Annotated in this window: 19 protein-coding genes; 10 read left to right on the plus strand and 9 right to left on the minus strand. The window is 49.9% G+C overall.

Features of this window, described 5'->3' with window-relative positions:
- Positions 1-7 precede the first annotated feature (7 nt).
- Complete coding sequence (locus WFK59_RS07475) at positions 8-1,207, minus strand: FliC/FljB family flagellin (RefSeq protein ID WP_336755495.1); 1,200 nt, start codon at positions 1,205-1,207, stop codon at positions 8-10.
- 336 nt (positions 1,208-1,543) lie between these two features.
- Between WFK59_RS07475 and fliD the strand changes: the two genes are divergently transcribed.
- From fliD to amyA, 4 genes are all read left to right on the plus strand, one after another.
- Positions 1,544-2,971, plus strand: a complete 1,428-nt coding sequence (fliD, locus tag WFK59_RS07480; RefSeq protein WP_336755496.1) for a flagellar filament capping protein FliD — start codon at positions 1,544-1,546, stop codon at positions 2,969-2,971.
- Positions 2,972-2,980: 9 nt separating this feature from the next.
- Positions 2,981-3,388 (plus strand): flagellar export chaperone FliS, encoded by a 408-nt coding sequence (fliS, locus tag WFK59_RS07485; RefSeq protein WP_233987835.1) that lies wholly within the window; start codon positions 2,981-2,983, stop codon positions 3,386-3,388.
- Positions 3,388-3,753, plus strand: coding sequence for a flagella biosynthesis regulatory protein FliT (gene fliT / locus WFK59_RS07490; RefSeq protein WP_233987834.1), 366 nt, complete (start codon positions 3,388-3,390; stop codon positions 3,751-3,753). The genes fliS and fliT overlap by 1 nt, the downstream gene beginning before the upstream one ends.
- Before the next feature lie 100 nt (positions 3,754-3,853).
- Positions 3,854-5,335 carry an alpha-amylase gene (amyA, locus tag WFK59_RS07495; protein ID WP_336755497.1) on the plus strand — a complete coding sequence of 494 codons (1,482 nt, stop codon included), beginning with the start codon at positions 3,854-3,856 and terminating at the stop codon, positions 5,333-5,335.
- A gap of 38 nt (positions 5,336-5,373) precedes the next feature.
- On the opposite strand, the gene yedD is transcribed toward amyA, so the two are convergent.
- Positions 5,374-5,856: a lipoprotein YedD gene (gene yedD / locus WFK59_RS07500; protein ID WP_233987832.1), complete on the minus strand. Its 483-nt coding sequence runs from the start codon at positions 5,854-5,856 to the stop codon at positions 5,374-5,376.
- A gap of 224 nt (positions 5,857-6,080) precedes the next feature.
- Here yedD and WFK59_RS07505 point away from each other — a divergent pair, with 224 nt between their 5' ends.
- Positions 6,081-6,404, plus strand: a complete 324-nt coding sequence (locus tag WFK59_RS07505) for a DUF6388 family protein (RefSeq protein WP_094121754.1) — start codon at positions 6,081-6,083, stop codon at positions 6,402-6,404.
- 199 nt (positions 6,405-6,603) lie between these two features.
- Here the strand turns inward: WFK59_RS07505 and iraP are convergent, their stop codons facing one another.
- Positions 6,604-6,900: an anti-adapter protein IraP gene (gene iraP / locus WFK59_RS07510; protein WP_233987831.1), complete on the minus strand. Its 297-nt coding sequence runs from the start codon at positions 6,898-6,900 to the stop codon at positions 6,604-6,606.
- Between the two features lie 176 nt (positions 6,901-7,076).
- On the opposite strand from iraP, the gene WFK59_RS07515 reads away from it, so the two are divergent.
- Complete coding sequence (locus WFK59_RS07515; protein WP_031375086.1) at positions 7,077-7,316, plus strand: DinI-like family protein; 240 nt, start codon at positions 7,077-7,079, stop codon at positions 7,314-7,316.
- A 38-nt stretch (positions 7,317-7,354) separates the two neighbouring features.
- Here WFK59_RS07515 and WFK59_RS07520 read toward each other — a convergent pair whose 3' ends face one another.
- From WFK59_RS07520 to WFK59_RS07530, 3 genes are all read right to left on the minus strand, one after another.
- Complete coding sequence (locus tag WFK59_RS07520; protein ID WP_094121756.1) at positions 7,355-7,621, minus strand: hypothetical protein; 267 nt, start codon at positions 7,619-7,621, stop codon at positions 7,355-7,357.
- Positions 7,622-7,784: 163 nt separating this feature from the next.
- Positions 7,785-8,126: a hypothetical protein gene (locus WFK59_RS07525; protein ID WP_233987830.1), complete on the minus strand. Its 342-nt coding sequence runs from the start codon at positions 8,124-8,126 to the stop codon at positions 7,785-7,787.
- Positions 8,110-8,496 carry a hypothetical protein gene (locus tag WFK59_RS07530; protein WP_233987829.1) on the minus strand — a complete coding sequence of 129 codons (387 nt, stop codon included), beginning with the start codon at positions 8,494-8,496 and terminating at the stop codon, positions 8,110-8,112. The genes WFK59_RS07525 and WFK59_RS07530 overlap by 17 nt, the downstream gene beginning before the upstream one ends.
- Positions 8,497-8,634: 138 nt before the next feature.
- Here WFK59_RS07530 and WFK59_RS07535 point away from each other — a divergent pair, with 138 nt between their 5' ends.
- Complete coding sequence (locus WFK59_RS07535; protein WP_336755498.1) at positions 8,635-9,261, plus strand: helix-turn-helix domain-containing protein; 627 nt, start codon at positions 8,635-8,637, stop codon at positions 9,259-9,261.
- Between the two features lie 77 nt (positions 9,262-9,338).
- Here WFK59_RS07535 and WFK59_RS07540 read toward each other — a convergent pair whose 3' ends face one another.
- A complete protein-coding gene (locus WFK59_RS07540; protein WP_233987827.1) occupies positions 9,339-9,587 on the minus strand; it encodes a hypothetical protein in 249 nt (82 codons plus the stop codon).
- Between the two features lie 309 nt (positions 9,588-9,896).
- Between WFK59_RS07540 and WFK59_RS07545 the strand changes: the two genes are divergently transcribed.
- Positions 9,897-10,097 carry a hypothetical protein gene (locus WFK59_RS07545; RefSeq protein WP_094121761.1) on the plus strand — a complete coding sequence of 67 codons (201 nt, stop codon included), beginning with the start codon at positions 9,897-9,899 and terminating at the stop codon, positions 10,095-10,097.
- A 48-nt stretch (positions 10,098-10,145) separates the two neighbouring features.
- On the opposite strand, the gene WFK59_RS07550 is transcribed toward WFK59_RS07545, so the two are convergent.
- Complete coding sequence (locus WFK59_RS07550) at positions 10,146-10,364, minus strand: hypothetical protein (protein ID WP_336755499.1); 219 nt, start codon at positions 10,362-10,364, stop codon at positions 10,146-10,148.
- A gap of 121 nt (positions 10,365-10,485) precedes the next feature.
- Here WFK59_RS07550 and WFK59_RS07555 point away from each other — a divergent pair, with 121 nt between their 5' ends.
- Complete coding sequence (locus WFK59_RS07555) at positions 10,486-10,845, plus strand: hypothetical protein (protein ID WP_336755500.1); 360 nt, start codon at positions 10,486-10,488, stop codon at positions 10,843-10,845.
- Positions 10,846-11,026: 181 nt separating this feature from the next.
- Here WFK59_RS07555 and WFK59_RS07560 read toward each other — a convergent pair whose 3' ends face one another.
- Complete coding sequence (locus WFK59_RS07560) at positions 11,027-11,368, minus strand: hypothetical protein (protein ID WP_336755501.1); 342 nt, start codon at positions 11,366-11,368, stop codon at positions 11,027-11,029.
- Between the two features lie 510 nt (positions 11,369-11,878).
- On the opposite strand from WFK59_RS07560, the gene WFK59_RS07565 reads away from it, so the two are divergent.
- Complete coding sequence (locus tag WFK59_RS07565) at positions 11,879-13,030, plus strand: acyltransferase family protein (RefSeq protein WP_336755502.1); 1,152 nt, start codon at positions 11,879-11,881, stop codon at positions 13,028-13,030.
- Positions 13,031-13,656 lie beyond the last annotated feature (626 nt).

Below are 13,656 nucleotides of genomic sequence, written 5' to 3' on the forward strand. Positions count from 1 at the left end.
GAGCCGATTAGCCCTGCAGCAGAGACAGAACCTGCTGTGGAACCTGGTTAGCTTTCGCCAACACTGAGTTACCCGCCTGCTGAATGATCTGCGCTTTAGACATGTTTGAAACTTCGGTCGCGTAGTCAGCATCCTGAATACGAGACTGTGCTTCAGACAGGTTAGTAGTGGTGTTGTTCAGGTTAGTTACCGCTGAATCCAGACGGTTCTGAATCGCACCCAGTGAAGAACGGAATTTATCAACGCTGGCAATCGCGTCATCCAGCTTGGCCAGTGGGTCAGCAGTTGCACCCGTGGTCAGCGTAGAGAGGCTCATGTTGGTTGTGTCCAGGGTAAACGCGGCGGTGTCACCACCTGCAGTGGTAGCGGCTGACTGCGCATCAACTGCAACGTAGAAGTCCTGGTTAGAACCGTTAGCGATGTCGAAACCGTTCGCTTTCAGGCTGTTAGTTTCGGCAGCGCTGGTTGAAGCAACGTTGACTTTAGCAAACAGGTTGCCGTTGTCATCTTTGTAAACTTTGTCTGCAGTAACGGTAACGTTAGCCGCTGCAACGCCCAGGCGAGTCGCCAGGTCATCAGTCGTTTTCTCAGCTACGGTCGCTTTAGAAACGTTACTGGTTGAACCGTAGACTGACTGGAAGTCAGCAGCAGTGGCGGCAGCCGGGGTACCCTGCGGGCCATTCACGTTAAAGGTGTTCAGTTTCAGCGTAGAAGAGTCAATTTTCTTCAGGTCGATAGTAATAGTTTCACCATCGTTCGCGCCAACCTGGATTTTCATGCTGCCATCTTTCGCCAGCACGTTCACGCCGTTGAACTGGGTCTGGCCAGATACGCGGTCAATCTCGTCCAGACGTGATTTGATTTCGTCCTGGATTGAAGATTTGTCAGAATCAGAGTTGGTGCCGTTCTGAGCCTGAACAGTCAGCTCACGGATACGCTGTAAGTTGTTGTTGATTTCTGACAGCGCGCCTTCAGTTGTCTGCGCAGCAGAGATACCGTCGTTGGCGTTACGCGCAGCCTGAGTCAGGCCCTTGATGTTAGAGGTGAAACGGTTGGCAATTGCCTGACCAGCAGCGTCATCTTTTGCGCTGTTGATACGTAAACCAGAAGACAGACGCTCGATAGAAGTAGACAGAGCTGACTGGTTCTTGTTGATGTTGTTCTGAGTGATCAGCGAGAGGCTGTTGGTATTAATGACTTGGGCCATGATAAATTTTCCTGTTAATCAAGTCTTTCGGTTAAGGTGTGGGCTTCAACCCGCCGGCTTCAGCGCCGTCAAAGTTGTTATCGTCTGCCGTTAAACAACCTTTAGAATTTTTTTAGTACCAGGCGAATTTTTTTGCTTCAACCTGTCACGCTTTTGGTTATCGCCACCCTGCCGCACTTCTTTAGACTTAATTGATTAATTTTCTAGTCGTTGAAATACCCTTCTCTATATGCCCTATTTACCTCATTACCCTAAGGCAAATAACCTTAAACTTTCGTTAATCAAGGCCGATAACTCAGGTATTCAAACTCCGTGTCGACCATATAAGGAAGCAACATGGCTACTATCTCCACCCTGGGTATCGGTTCAGGACTCGATTTAAGTACGATTCTGGATAATTTGCAGGCATCTGAAAAAGCGTCGCTGACACCGATCTCAACCCAGCAGAGCGCCTATACCGCTAAGCTCAGCGCTTACGGTACGCTCTCCAGCGCGCTGACGACCTTTCAGACCGCGAATACCGCGCTGAACAGCGCCGATCTGTTTAGCTCCACCACCGCCACCAGTACCGGCAGCGCCTTTAGCGCCACCACCGCGAGCGGCGCCGTAGCCGGCAGCTATACCATTAGCGTGTCGAAGCTGGCGCAGGCGCAAACCCTGACTTCCGGCGTGCAGAGCAGCAACACCGCCGTACTGGGCGACAGCTCAGCGGCCAGCCGTACGCTCTCTATCAAGCTGGCTGACGGCACCAGTAAAGATATTACACTGACCAGCGATCAGACCTCACTGAGCGGTATGCGTGACGCGATCAATAAAGCAGGTGCCGGCGTGAGCGCCAGCATCATTAAATCGGGTGACGGTGAATATCGGCTCTCATTAACGGCGGCGAAAACCGGTGAGAAATATGCGGTCTCCTCCGTGACCGTGACCGGCGACGATACGCTGCAAAGCGTTGTGGGTTTTGATGCCACTAAAACCGATGCAGACAATCCTATGGATCTGAGCGTGGCGGCACAGGATGCCCAACTAACGGTGAATAATGTTGCCATCACCAGCAGCAGCAACACCATCAGCGACGCCTTAGAGGGCATCACCCTTAATCTGAAAGACACCACCACCACCAGCCAGACCCTGAACGTCGCTAAAGACACCACCAAGGTGACGACGGCGCTCTCTACCTTTGTTGATGCGTACAATACCCTGCTCGATCAGTTCAACAGCCTGACCAAATATACCGCTGTTGATGTGGGTGCAACGGCGCAGGATACCAGCAACGGCGCGCTGGTGGGCGACAGTACGCTGCGCACTATACAGACGCAGTTAAAAGGTCTGCTGACTAATGCCGCGAGCTCATCCAGCTATAAAACCCTGTCGCAGATTGGTATCTCTTCAGACCCGACCACCGGTGCACTGAAGCTGGACTCGGCGGTACTGAAAACCGCCTTAGATAAAGATCCTGACGGCATTAAAGAGATGATGATCGGCGACGGCAAAACCACCGGCATCACCACCAAAATCGCCACTAACCTGACCGGCTGGCTCTCATCAACCGGCATCATTCAGGCGGCGAAGGATGGCGTGAGCAAGACGCTCAACAACCTGACCGATCAGTACAACAAAATGAGCACTCGCATCGACAACCTGATTGCCCGCTATAAGGCGCAATTTACCCAGCTCGATGTGACGATGAGTTCACTCAACAGCACCAGTAGCTACCTGACTCAGCAGTTTGACAACATGACGTCAAGCAGTTCCAAATCGTAAGGAGTGACCATGTACAGCGCTACAGGCACCAAAGCCTATGCAAAAATTGGCGTGGAAAGCGCCGTGATGAGCGCCAGCCAGCACCAGCTGGTGGTTATGCTGTTTGATGGCGCGCTCAGCGCGCTGATTCGCGCTCGCCTGTTTATGCAGGATGGCAATATTGAAGGCAAAGGTAATTCCCTTTCCAAAGCTATCAATATTATTGAAGGAGGCCTCAAACAGGGCCTCAGTGAAAACAGTGGTGATGAGCTGGCAGACAACCTGCTGGGTCTTTACAACTACATGACGCGTCGTCTGTTGCAGGCCAACCTGCACAATGATGCAGAAGCTATCGAAGAAGTCGAAGGCTTACTGCGCAACATCGCCGACGCGTGGAAAGAAGTGGTTCAACCTAACCTGATTCAGGACGCCGTTTAATGACTATTGCACCGCATCTGATTGCCGTTTACCAACAGTTACTCGATCTCAGCCAGGGAATGCTGCGTCACGCCGCACAGGGCGAATGGGATGAATTGATCAGCAGGGAGATGGACTATGTCAGCGCGGTGCAATCGTTAGCACAATCGACAGAAGCTGCCGCTCCTTCCGTTCAGGTTCAGGAGCAGCTGCGTCCGGTATTGCGTCATATTCTGGATAATGAGAGTGAAGTGAAACGCCTGCTGCAGGCGCGGATGGATGAGCTGGCCTCGCTGGTCGGCCAGAATGCGCGCCAGAAATCGGTGCTTTCTGCCTACGGTAAGCAAGGCGGTGTTGTGATGGTACCGCGCGAAACCCTCTCCTGATTGCTGCTCTCTCCCGCCGCCAGATTTATTTCTCTGCGCGGCGCCTCTTTTCTGCCGCTTACTCCATACTTGATTCTCATCATCCCCTGGAGTGCAGTAGATGCAAAACCCGACGTTATTACAGTTTTTCCATTGGTATTACCCGGATGGCGGCAAACTGTGGCCGGAAATCGCCGATCGCGCGGCCTGGCTCAGCGAAATCGGCATCACCATGGCCTGGCTGCCGCCGAGCTATAAAGGGGAATCGGGTGGCTATTCGGTCGGTTACGACAGCTATGACCTGTTTGACCTCGGTGAATTTGATCAGAAAGGCAGCGTTGCCACCAAATATGGCGATAAACAGCAGTTACTGGCGGCAGCAGATGCCTTGCGCAGCCACAACGTCGGCGTGCTGCTGGATGTGGTACTCAACCATAAAATGGGTGCCGATGAAAAAGAGCAGATCCGCATCAACCGCGTCAATCCGGACAACCGTGATGAAATTTACGACGAGGTGGTGGAGTGCGAAGCCTGGACGAAGTTCACCTTCCCGGTGCGCGCCGGTGAATATTCTAAATTCGTCTGGGATCATAAATGCTTTAGCGGCGTCGACCATATCGAAAATCCGGATGAAAACGGCGTCTTTAAAATCATTAATGATTACACCGCCGAAGGCTGGAACGATCAGGTGGATAATGAGCTGGGTAACTTCGACTATCTGATGGGCGCGAACATCGATTTCCGCAATAAAGCGGTGAGCGAAGAGCTGAAATACTGGGCGCGCTGGGTGATGGAACAGGTGCCGTGTACCGGCTTTCGTCTGGATGCGGTGAAACATATCCCGGCCTGGTTCTATAAAGCCTGGATCGACCACATTCAGGAAGTGGCCGAAGAGCCGATGTTCATCGTCGCGGAATACTGGTCGTTTGAAACCGACAAGTTGCAGGAATATGTGCATCAGGTGGAAGGCAAAACCATGCTGTTTGATGCGCCACTGCACATGAACTTCCACCAGGCGTCAACCGCAGGCAGCGCTTACGATCTGAGTCAGATCTTTGCTAATTCGCTGGTGGTGGCCGATCCCTGGCATGCGGTGACGATCGTCGCCAACCACGATACCCAGCCGCTACAGTCGCTGGAAGCGCCGGTGGAAGCCTGGTTTAAACCGCTGGCTTACGCGCTGATCCTGCTGCGAGAACAAGGGGTACCGACCATTTTCTATCCCGATCTGTTCGGCGCCAGTTACGAAGATACCGGTGGCGACGGTGAGAAGCATAAGATTGAGATGCCGGTGATCCCGGAGCTGGAAGGGTTAATCCGGGCGCGCCAGCAGTATGGCTGGGGCGTACAGACCGACTATTTCGATCATCCTAACTGCGTTGCCTTTAGCCGCAGCGGAACCGAAACGCAGCCGGGCTGTGTGGTAATCATGTCGAATGGCGAGGCGGGCGAAAAAGCCGTGGCGATGGGTGAAGGCTATGCCGGCAAGGTATGGCGCGATCATCTGGCAAACCGTGAAGAAACCATTACCGCCGATGGTCAGGGTAATGCAGTGTTTGTCTGTAACGGCGGCAGCGTCAGCGTCTGGGTCGTCGCAGAGTAGTGCCTCTTCTGGCAGGGCCGCGGCCCTGCCAGATCACGTTATTGCGATAAGGCCGCCGCATTGTTATCGGTAATGTGGGTCCGCAGCAGCTGCGGTTCAATATTCTGAATGATGGCGGCTTTTGGCTGCTTCGCCACCTCCTCCAGCGCCTGCTGGCACTCAAGGGTCGGACGATCCACTTTGCGCAGCGTCAGCCCGTCATAGCTCAGTTCACCATTATCCACCACCAGCGGCATCACCCGAACCTGACGCGTTACGTTAACGTAATCACCGCTCAGCAACGTCAGTTTGCCGGGTTTGGCAATCACTCGCTGCCACTGACGGCAATCCAGCGTACTGCCATCCGCATTGACAATAAGCGAGCCCATTGCCTGATCGCTAATCAGCTTTCCCTGAGGCCCGACGGTTTGCCAGTTACCCTGAAGATTCGCCGGCGCCGGCGTTTGCACCGCACTGTCATAATCGTTGATTTGCGCACAACCGCCCAGTGCCAGCGTGGCAATCAGCATCCACTTTTTCATGTTTAATCCCTAAGATCGCGTCAATGGCGGCTACGTTATAATTTTTCCACGCCAGTGCGCAAGGTATCCGGCTGATCCAGCCGCGCCCGGCGCGTTTTTTTTCATTGTCTTGTATAAAGTCGGCGTCAGTACCCTTGTTCTGCCACGCCGTAGCATCGCTTCCTGACAAGGCTGGCGCAACCCGCTACACTGGCGGGCTGCAACAGATATTCAGGAACCCGGCTATGAAAACCCCAGAAGCGTATTACGCGCAGGCGCGCGACATGTTCTTTACCGCTCATCCCGATTTCCAGGCAGCGCTGGATGAGCTGACCGAAAGCGACGCCCGCGCGGCCAATCTTTCCCTGCGTCAGTTGCGTGAATGGCACGCTGAACGCATCTATGCGGCTTTTTTACGTCAGAAAAATCTGGATGGGATGATCTTTTCGATACAGTTGGCTGAGCCAGACAAAGCGGTGGCGGCTGAGGCGATTGAGACCTATCTCAAATCACATGCTGAATCGCTGGGGATGAGCTGGGAAGAGTTTTGCATCAAAAACGAGCTCTGATCGGCCAGTCTTGTAAGGTGTATTCTTTATACACCTCCAACCAGTGATATAACCGCCGATAAAGTTGTACAAGGACGAGGAAAGTGTATAACTTCATCCTACGACTTCGGTCGTGATTGTCCTTGAACGAATAGTGCTTTTGCACTGCCTCTGGAGGTGTTGCTGGATTTCACCTCCAGAGGCGAATTTTTTTCTCCGGCTACTCCTCTTCTGCCATCTTTCCTTTTACTTCCACATATTGTGCCACTGCCAGCAGACGATTAATGTGCGTCAGCAGCAGGTCTACGTCAGACTGCAAAAAGTCGGTCGACGAACGTGACGCCGTGACAATAGCATCCTGAACCGTCTCGCTAATCGTCAGCGTGTTGTCCTGTTTGGCCTGCACCAGTAACGCAGCAACGAGCAGCGATTGCGCTTCAAGCTGGGCGGTCAGCTCTTTCGCGTCGACGTCCATCTTTGCCAGTTTAAGCAGAATATCAATGACCAGTTGTCGCATCGCACTTCTCCAGATGTTTGAGCTGCCATTATGTCGTGATGATGCAGTAATAAGCCAGATCAAGATGCAGTCCGGCATGACATAAAAATATTTCCCGTAATCGGGCGCGCCGCCTTGCCACTGTTTTTATTTACAGTATTATATCCCAGCGATTTTGCCCTGAATGGATTGCCATCATGTTTGTTGAGTTGATTTATGACAAGCGTAACGTAGCCGGTTTACCGGGTGCGCGCGAGATGATTCTCGAAGAGCTGGAAAAGCGGGTGCATCGGGTGTTTCCTGACATTGAAGTTAAGGTCAAACCGATGGAACGTAACGCTATTGATACGGATTTGAGTAAGAACGATAAAGCGACGATTGCGCGGATAGTTGAAGAGATGTTCGACGAAGCGGAAATGTGGCTGGTGGCCGATTAATCCCTTAATGGCCACCGCATCAGTTAGCGGGAGATCACTTAACTCTCCTGCTCGCTGTGATTAATTTCGATCTCAATGTCCTGAATGGCCGCATCCAGATCTTCCAGCATCTTACCCTGCTTGTTGAGTAGCGCATCGATGCGATCGGCGTTAACTTTGTCTTTGTATTCGCCCGCGTCGAAGGCTAACCAATGTGCTGACAGCGTCTCGGTGTTGGTTTGCGCATAGTGGCGCATCTCTTTCAGCTGAGAGGTGACATCACGCAGGTAATCATTTTTGCTCTTGGTTTCTGTTGAATCGCTCATGCTAAATGTCCTTCTGGTTAGTTATCCAAAGTGATTTGGCGTAGCGGTTCATCAACCGGCCAATCTGCGGGCCTTTTCTTCGCACAATACAGCGAAAGAAAATGTCGCCCGGAGATTTAAAACTAGTCGATAATAGCGAAGCCGCACTAAGAATAATCGGAAGTTATGGCCTGGGTTGCGAATGCATCGGTGACACTTCTTTTTCAATCACTACCTCTTTGACTTTATCCACCGTTTTGATCGCCGTGCGGTCCGGTAACGCATCAAGTTTGTGTTGTAACGTCGTCACCTGATTAGTCAGCAAATCGACCCGGGCATCACGTTTTGCCGCGATATTGCGATACTCCTGCCGAATCTCTGCTACTCGCCGGTTGGCCGTATTGCTGACATAAAGAAACAGAATCGTCATCAGCACGCAGATCATCGAGCAGCCCAGCATTACGCCGCCGAGGATAATTTTTCGCTTGTTTAACAGGGTTGTAGCAGGACTATTTATCGTCACCATCGCTGCGATCCTCCAGAGTTGAGATAAGGCGATCGACCTCGTTGCGAAACTTATCGCTGTGATCGGCCTCTGTCATTGCCAGCAGTATCCCTAACGCATTCTTGATAAGCCGAAGATCGGTTTCGAGCATGGAGATACGCCGCAAATTTTTATCGTGCCGTTCTCGTAGCTCGTCGTTCTCTTCTCGTATCAGCAGGTTGCTCTCCTTCAGCAACACCACCTGTTCTTTATAACTGGTTATAATTTCGCCGCCGGCCCGATTACTGGTCACGATTGACGCGATACCCGCCAATAACGGTTTCCAGAACAGTGCCGCCGCGCCCCCACCCAAAACCAACGCACCCATACTGGTAATTAAACTACTTTCCATGCCGCACCCCTCTACCCGGTAAGGTCACTGGAACACCACGGCGTGCAACAACAGGCACGTCCCCTGCCTGAAATTTAAGATTGCTTAAATGCCAGGGTTAAGTATACTTAAATCATTCTTAACCTGAATGTCAAGCAGATGAAAAACGAAACGCTGGGCGACCGTATTCGCCACCGACGAAAAAACCTGGGATTAACGCAGAAGCAATTGGCGGAACAGGTAAAAGTGTCCCATGTGGCGATCTCACAATGGGAAAAAGAGGAGACGTTACCGCGTGGTGAAAACCTGCTGCGGCTGTCGGAATCGCTGGGATGCGCGCCTGCCTATCTGATAGATGGCGATGGTCCTGTTTTCAGCGAAAGTGGATTTGCCGGGCTGCATCAGATTCCCTTACTGAATCAGCGCGACGTGGTGCCGTGGCTGAATGACGCCACTTCGGTGAAGTGTGATTTGCTGATGCATAACGACATGGCGCTCTCTCAGCAGAGCTTTGCCCTGCGGGTTGAGGAACAGGCCATGACGCCTGCTATCAGGCGCAATGATGTGGTGATCATCGATCCGGCCGTCTCACCGCTGCCCGGCGACAGCGTGCTGGCGCTGCAGCAGAACAGCGCACTGCTGCGTACATACCGGCAACGCAGCAGTGAGAGCGGTGTTGTGCAGTTTGAGCTGGCACCGGAGAACATCGACTTTCCACTGCTGCATTCCCGTCGTGATGGCATAAAGCTGGCCGGCACGCTGGTAGAACTACGCCGCTATCGTTAGCGGACATAAAAAAACCCGCTACGCTGCGGGTTAATTCCAACAAAGTTCACATTTTACTACGGCAAAAGTCGGACAACTTATAACGCGTCAGTCAGCTTATCCACCACCACATTGCCATGCAGATCGGTTTGCGTGATGCGATAGCCGACACACCATGAACGGCGGGTGCTCAGTTTATCAAACAGGGTCACGCCGCCTTTTTTGACGCCGTGCGGGCTGACGATGGTCCACTCAGTGACCTCTTCCTGACCGCGATTGTTCAGGCTCAGGGTACGGTTTTTAATCAGCTGATCGTCAGCTTCAATCTTTAAATAGTCTCGTAACATAATTTCTATCTCCTGGTAACGCAGGTCACTATATGCCTTTTATTAATCCGTTCAATCGAATTTATTAATCGATTAATTTGTGACCTGCCGCACGCCAGATAACAGATTTGTCCATTCCCGCGCCGGTTCTACCCCGTTAGCATGATCCCGCTACACACTGACACGCAACGAATAAAGCCGTGCAGCACACGAGAGAAAACTCCGATTCAGCCCGCTTCGTGCGGGCTTTTTTTTATCTGAACGTGGACCCGCCTGCCAGCTTCTGTTGGCTGGTCTAGACTTAACGGACAGAAAAAAAAGGAGTGAAGTATGTTTAAACATAAAACCAATGAAGAACGTAAACACGAAGGTGAAGTCAGTAAAAGCCTGCCGGAAGCGGCGCCACACGTCGGCAATGCCTATGAAGAGGACGATCATCCCGCTACTGATGCGCCAAAAGATCATGGCGAAGTGCCGCGTAAGAACGATGATAGTCAGGATGATAAAAAAGATCCCTACAAAGCGCAGTAGTGAAGAGATCGCGCCCCACGCAGGGGCGCATTGTGGTTTAGCGGAAGGCTACAGCGTATCGAGGTAATGATCCGGAAAAGGCACGCCCGATTTTTCCAGACGGGACAATTTCTGGGTGATGTCGTTTCTTATCGTTTCATCGCCCTCCTGCCAGTAAGATTTCACCACCGCTAATACCTGCTCTGCAGTCTGCGACGTAAACCCTGACGCTTCATCGGCCTGCAGCACCTGATGAATTTTCTCATTCATCTCTCGAAGATTGATCATCTCATCCTCCTCGTTGAAAAAAGGTAAGTATAGTTCAGGCTATTCTGTGCCGTGTCCGGCGCTGATTCAGGGCTGACGGAATGGACTAAAAAAATGCTGCAGCGTGATGAGGTTTGAGTTGATGAAGAAAACAGTTTTAGTACTCGCTTTAATGATGGTGGCCGGCTGTGTGGATACCGGTCGGGTTGGATTACATCCGCAAGTTAAAACCGCCTATTTTAATGCGCATCCTGATCAGGTGCAGTCCTGTCTCTACTCAGCTGCCATCAGCCGGCACCTTTATCTGGATCAGGACGATCCGCTACCTGGCGGTACGCAACGCTATAACCTTGAACAAGGTGACGGAACCGTTATCGCCTGGGTCGAAATAGCCAAATTTAGCCACAGCGAAACCAGCACTGAATTTTTTTATGACCCGCACGCCGCCGACATCAGCGCATCGGTAGCGGCCCTGATCGATGAGTGTAAAAAAGCGGAGTGAACGCATTCATCGGGCTGCCTGAAACCTGAGCGCATCACATCTGGGGCCAGAGGGCCTTAACCGGGTTTCACTCGTTATTGCCTGAAAAGGCGCGCATCGATATTTGAGCTAAGGCTGTTTTCAACGCGGTAGTTGATACGACTGTTTGCTTTCCGTCTGCTCAAGGTGCAGGAACTCGCGGTTACTTTATTTTTTCACAGTCGTAGCTGCCGCGAATTTTTATCTGACTCGGGCTGGTACGGACGATTTCAGCCTCTAACTCCGATTTACCCTCACGAGTCACCAGATCCATATCGATCATGCCTGGCGCTTTGGTGTTTTTGACCCGCCAGTGAAGCCTGACGTTATCGTCATCGTTTTTTGCTTTGAGAAAGGTGGTGCTCTTTATCTTCGCGCTGGCACCATTAACCGTGACTGCGCCCTTTTCATCAGACTCGATTTTGAAAGGTCCGCATTGCAGCGGCGTGCCAGCAGTAGCATACAGAGATGTCAGTAACAGTAATCCGGCGATCGTTTTTATCATTGTTGCGGTGTCCTGCTGATGGCTGAGAAGGTCTGTGTGGCAGGCAATTGCTGCCCACTATAGGTGGCATAATTTTCGCTCACTATCGGTGAAATGACCAAACGTCTTGATCCCTGATGCGGCGCATAAAGACCATTACTTAATGAGCAAAATGGGTCAGGAGCATTCACCCCACTGTCAGCATGCTTTCCACTTATGCTAATGATATTTAAGCATTATTTATGAAAATAAGATAATGGCATCTTTTTATAAAAAAACGTAAAGACAAAATCGCAGAGTTTAAATAGCCTAAAGAGCAGCTTTTAGTTCAATCATCTCACCATTGAATGTGCAAGCTTAGCCCTACACTTCACTTTGTCAGACAACTGCCCTTGGTTGCTTAGCACAAGTCTCTTTAACCTTTGACTGAACCTTTTTACGCCAAAATTAAGACAAGTCTCACAATTTACTTGATCTTTACCCTTTTTTAACAGAAATTTAATTACTGGTTTTTATCTGAAGAGGTCTTGCATGTCGCAAGCATCACCTGAACTCAATGGCGCAGGCATTGCCCAGACGTATCCTACATCGATATCTTCGTCTCGCGTTATTTTTGCAGGACAACTTAGAGCTATTGCCTTTTTATGCGTAGTCATTGTTCACTGGTTAGGAATTTACTCTTTAGATCATGAGTTCATTAGTAAAGTGACTGGAGCTTCAGGCAACAATATTGGTAACCCCAGTTACTATCTATCATTGGTTCCACCACTCCCCTATTTTAATTACGGCCCATTCGGCGTTTCGGTGTTCTTTCTGATTAGCGGATTTGTTATTTCCTATTCTTTAAGAAAAAAAAGCAGAAGCGGATACTTAAAATCACGAGCCTTAAGAATTTATCCTACATATATAGCTTGCTCTGTTATCATGATGGCTGTATATGCTTCCAGCCATGCGTACTGGGGAAGTGAAGCTCAGATAGGATTAAGCCGTTTCATTCTTAATATCTCTCTGTTAGGCTCTTTATTCAATTATGAAAGCATCGATTACGTAAACTGGACGCTTTCTATTGAGATAAAATTTTATTTATGCTGCGCCATAATATATAGCGCGTTAAAAAACGCCGCTCTGATAAAAGTTATTGCAATGCCATTTTTATTCATGGCTGTGACAGTTATAACCAGCCATTTTCAGATAGGATCATCTGAACAAGGGCATTTTTCCTTTGACGCGCTAAAAATTGAACTTATATATGTATCTTATATGATACTGGGTGTGCTGATAAACTTTTTTTATGAGAAAAAGATCACTTCTGGCAAGTTCATTGCTTCTACTATTATCGTTTCTCTCTGCATCGCCGCCTCATGGAGGATTGGCCCCCAGGCTAATCAATTTATAGGCACCGGCGTCAATTATATATATGGGTACATATTTTTCTTTGTAGCCTTCCTGCTAAATAAACACATTAAAGAAAACAGGGTTATTTCTTTCTTATCAGAAATAAGTTATTCGTTTTATGCGCTTCACTCAGTCATCGGCTATTGCATAATACGGTGGATGGAAAGCATGGGTTTCCATTACCTCTATTCGTTAACTGTTGCTTTTGCTTCGGTATTAGTAATTTCTTATATTATGTACATAACCATTGAGAAAAAAAGCATTAAACTAAGCAAGAAAATAAATTAGTATACACGGCAGATGAAAATTAAGCCTTGCAATTAATATTTGCTTATTTATTTTTTGGTTGATCAGCCGAAAAAAAATAACAGATCTCATACTCTCGTTACTGACGTGATCTGTGATCCTGCATCATCTGAGTGATCACGGTTCGAAACCTCTAAAAAAATCAGGCAGCACGTAAATATGTTTTAGTTGAAGACTACATGATCCGTACATAGCCGTCCCCACAAGGGTGACTTGCTTCCCGATTATTAGTACACCTCGATGTCAGTGATGTTTTCATCAACAATACTCAAGATAACCGCATGAAGAAGCATTTCCAACGCATAAGACGTTTGGCGAGATGGAATACCGGAAATGAAGCCGCTTAAATTACTTAAAGAGTGATAACTTCCGCTTCATGAAGCTGCTTGCCGATGCCATGCCGGATCAAAAGGGGCTTAAGTTGGCCCGCGGCGAAAGTTCTGACGAAAGACCAAAAACGGTAAATTGTGGCAGCAACGGGGCTGTCACAAGGTTATGCCTTCGGCTGGCAGGTTTGGCTCTTTCAACCTGTCACGCTTCGACCAGTGATTTAATGCCGTTGTCGCGGATTACCTTGCGGCGCAGGCGCACAGTAATGTCGTACCGGC

Origin of the sequence: Pantoea sp. USHLN298 (genome assembly GCF_037149395.1) — a bacterium.
In the GTDB taxonomy this organism is placed as follows: Bacteria; Pseudomonadota; Gammaproteobacteria; order Enterobacterales; family Enterobacteriaceae; genus Pantoea; species Pantoea astica.

Coding starts and splice junctions, on each gene's coding strand:
- WFK59_RS07475 (WP_336755495.1), bottom strand. CDS start 1,207: ATGGCCCAAGTCATTAATACCAACAGCCTCTCGCTGATCACTCAGAAC.
- fliD (WP_336755496.1), top strand. CDS start 1,544: ATGGCTACTATCTCCACCCTGGGTATCGGTTCAGGACTCGATTTAAGT.
- fliS (WP_233987835.1), top strand. CDS start 2,981: ATGTACAGCGCTACAGGCACCAAAGCCTATGCAAAAATTGGCGTGGAA.
- fliT (WP_233987834.1), top strand. CDS start 3,388: ATGACTATTGCACCGCATCTGATTGCCGTTTACCAACAGTTACTCGAT.
- amyA (WP_336755497.1), top strand. CDS start 3,854: ATGCAAAACCCGACGTTATTACAGTTTTTCCATTGGTATTACCCGGAT.
- yedD (WP_233987832.1), bottom strand. CDS start 5,856: ATGAAAAAGTGGATGCTGATTGCCACGCTGGCACTGGGCGGTTGTGCG.
- WFK59_RS07505 (WP_094121754.1), top strand. CDS start 6,081: ATGAAAACCCCAGAAGCGTATTACGCGCAGGCGCGCGACATGTTCTTT.
- iraP (WP_233987831.1), bottom strand. CDS start 6,900: ATGCGACAACTGGTCATTGATATTCTGCTTAAACTGGCAAAGATGGAC.
- WFK59_RS07515 (WP_031375086.1), top strand. CDS start 7,077: ATGTTTGTTGAGTTGATTTATGACAAGCGTAACGTAGCCGGTTTACCG.
- WFK59_RS07520 (WP_094121756.1), bottom strand. CDS start 7,621: ATGAGCGATTCAACAGAAACCAAGAGCAAAAATGATTACCTGCGTGAT.
- WFK59_RS07525 (WP_233987830.1), bottom strand. CDS start 8,126: ATGGTGACGATAAATAGTCCTGCTACAACCCTGTTAAACAAGCGAAAA.
- WFK59_RS07530 (WP_233987829.1), bottom strand. CDS start 8,496: ATGGAAAGTAGTTTAATTACCAGTATGGGTGCGTTGGTTTTGGGTGGG.
- WFK59_RS07535 (WP_336755498.1), top strand. CDS start 8,635: ATGAAAAACGAAACGCTGGGCGACCGTATTCGCCACCGACGAAAAAAC.
- WFK59_RS07540 (WP_233987827.1), bottom strand. CDS start 9,587: ATGTTACGAGACTATTTAAAGATTGAAGCTGACGATCAGCTGATTAAA.
- WFK59_RS07545 (WP_094121761.1), top strand. CDS start 9,897: ATGTTTAAACATAAAACCAATGAAGAACGTAAACACGAAGGTGAAGTC.
- WFK59_RS07550 (WP_336755499.1), bottom strand. CDS start 10,364: ATGATCAATCTTCGAGAGATGAATGAGAAAATTCATCAGGTGCTGCAG.
- WFK59_RS07555 (WP_336755500.1), top strand. CDS start 10,486: ATGAAGAAAACAGTTTTAGTACTCGCTTTAATGATGGTGGCCGGCTGT.
- WFK59_RS07560 (WP_336755501.1), bottom strand. CDS start 11,368: ATGATAAAAACGATCGCCGGATTACTGTTACTGACATCTCTGTATGCT.
- WFK59_RS07565 (WP_336755502.1), top strand. CDS start 11,879: ATGTCGCAAGCATCACCTGAACTCAATGGCGCAGGCATTGCCCAGACG.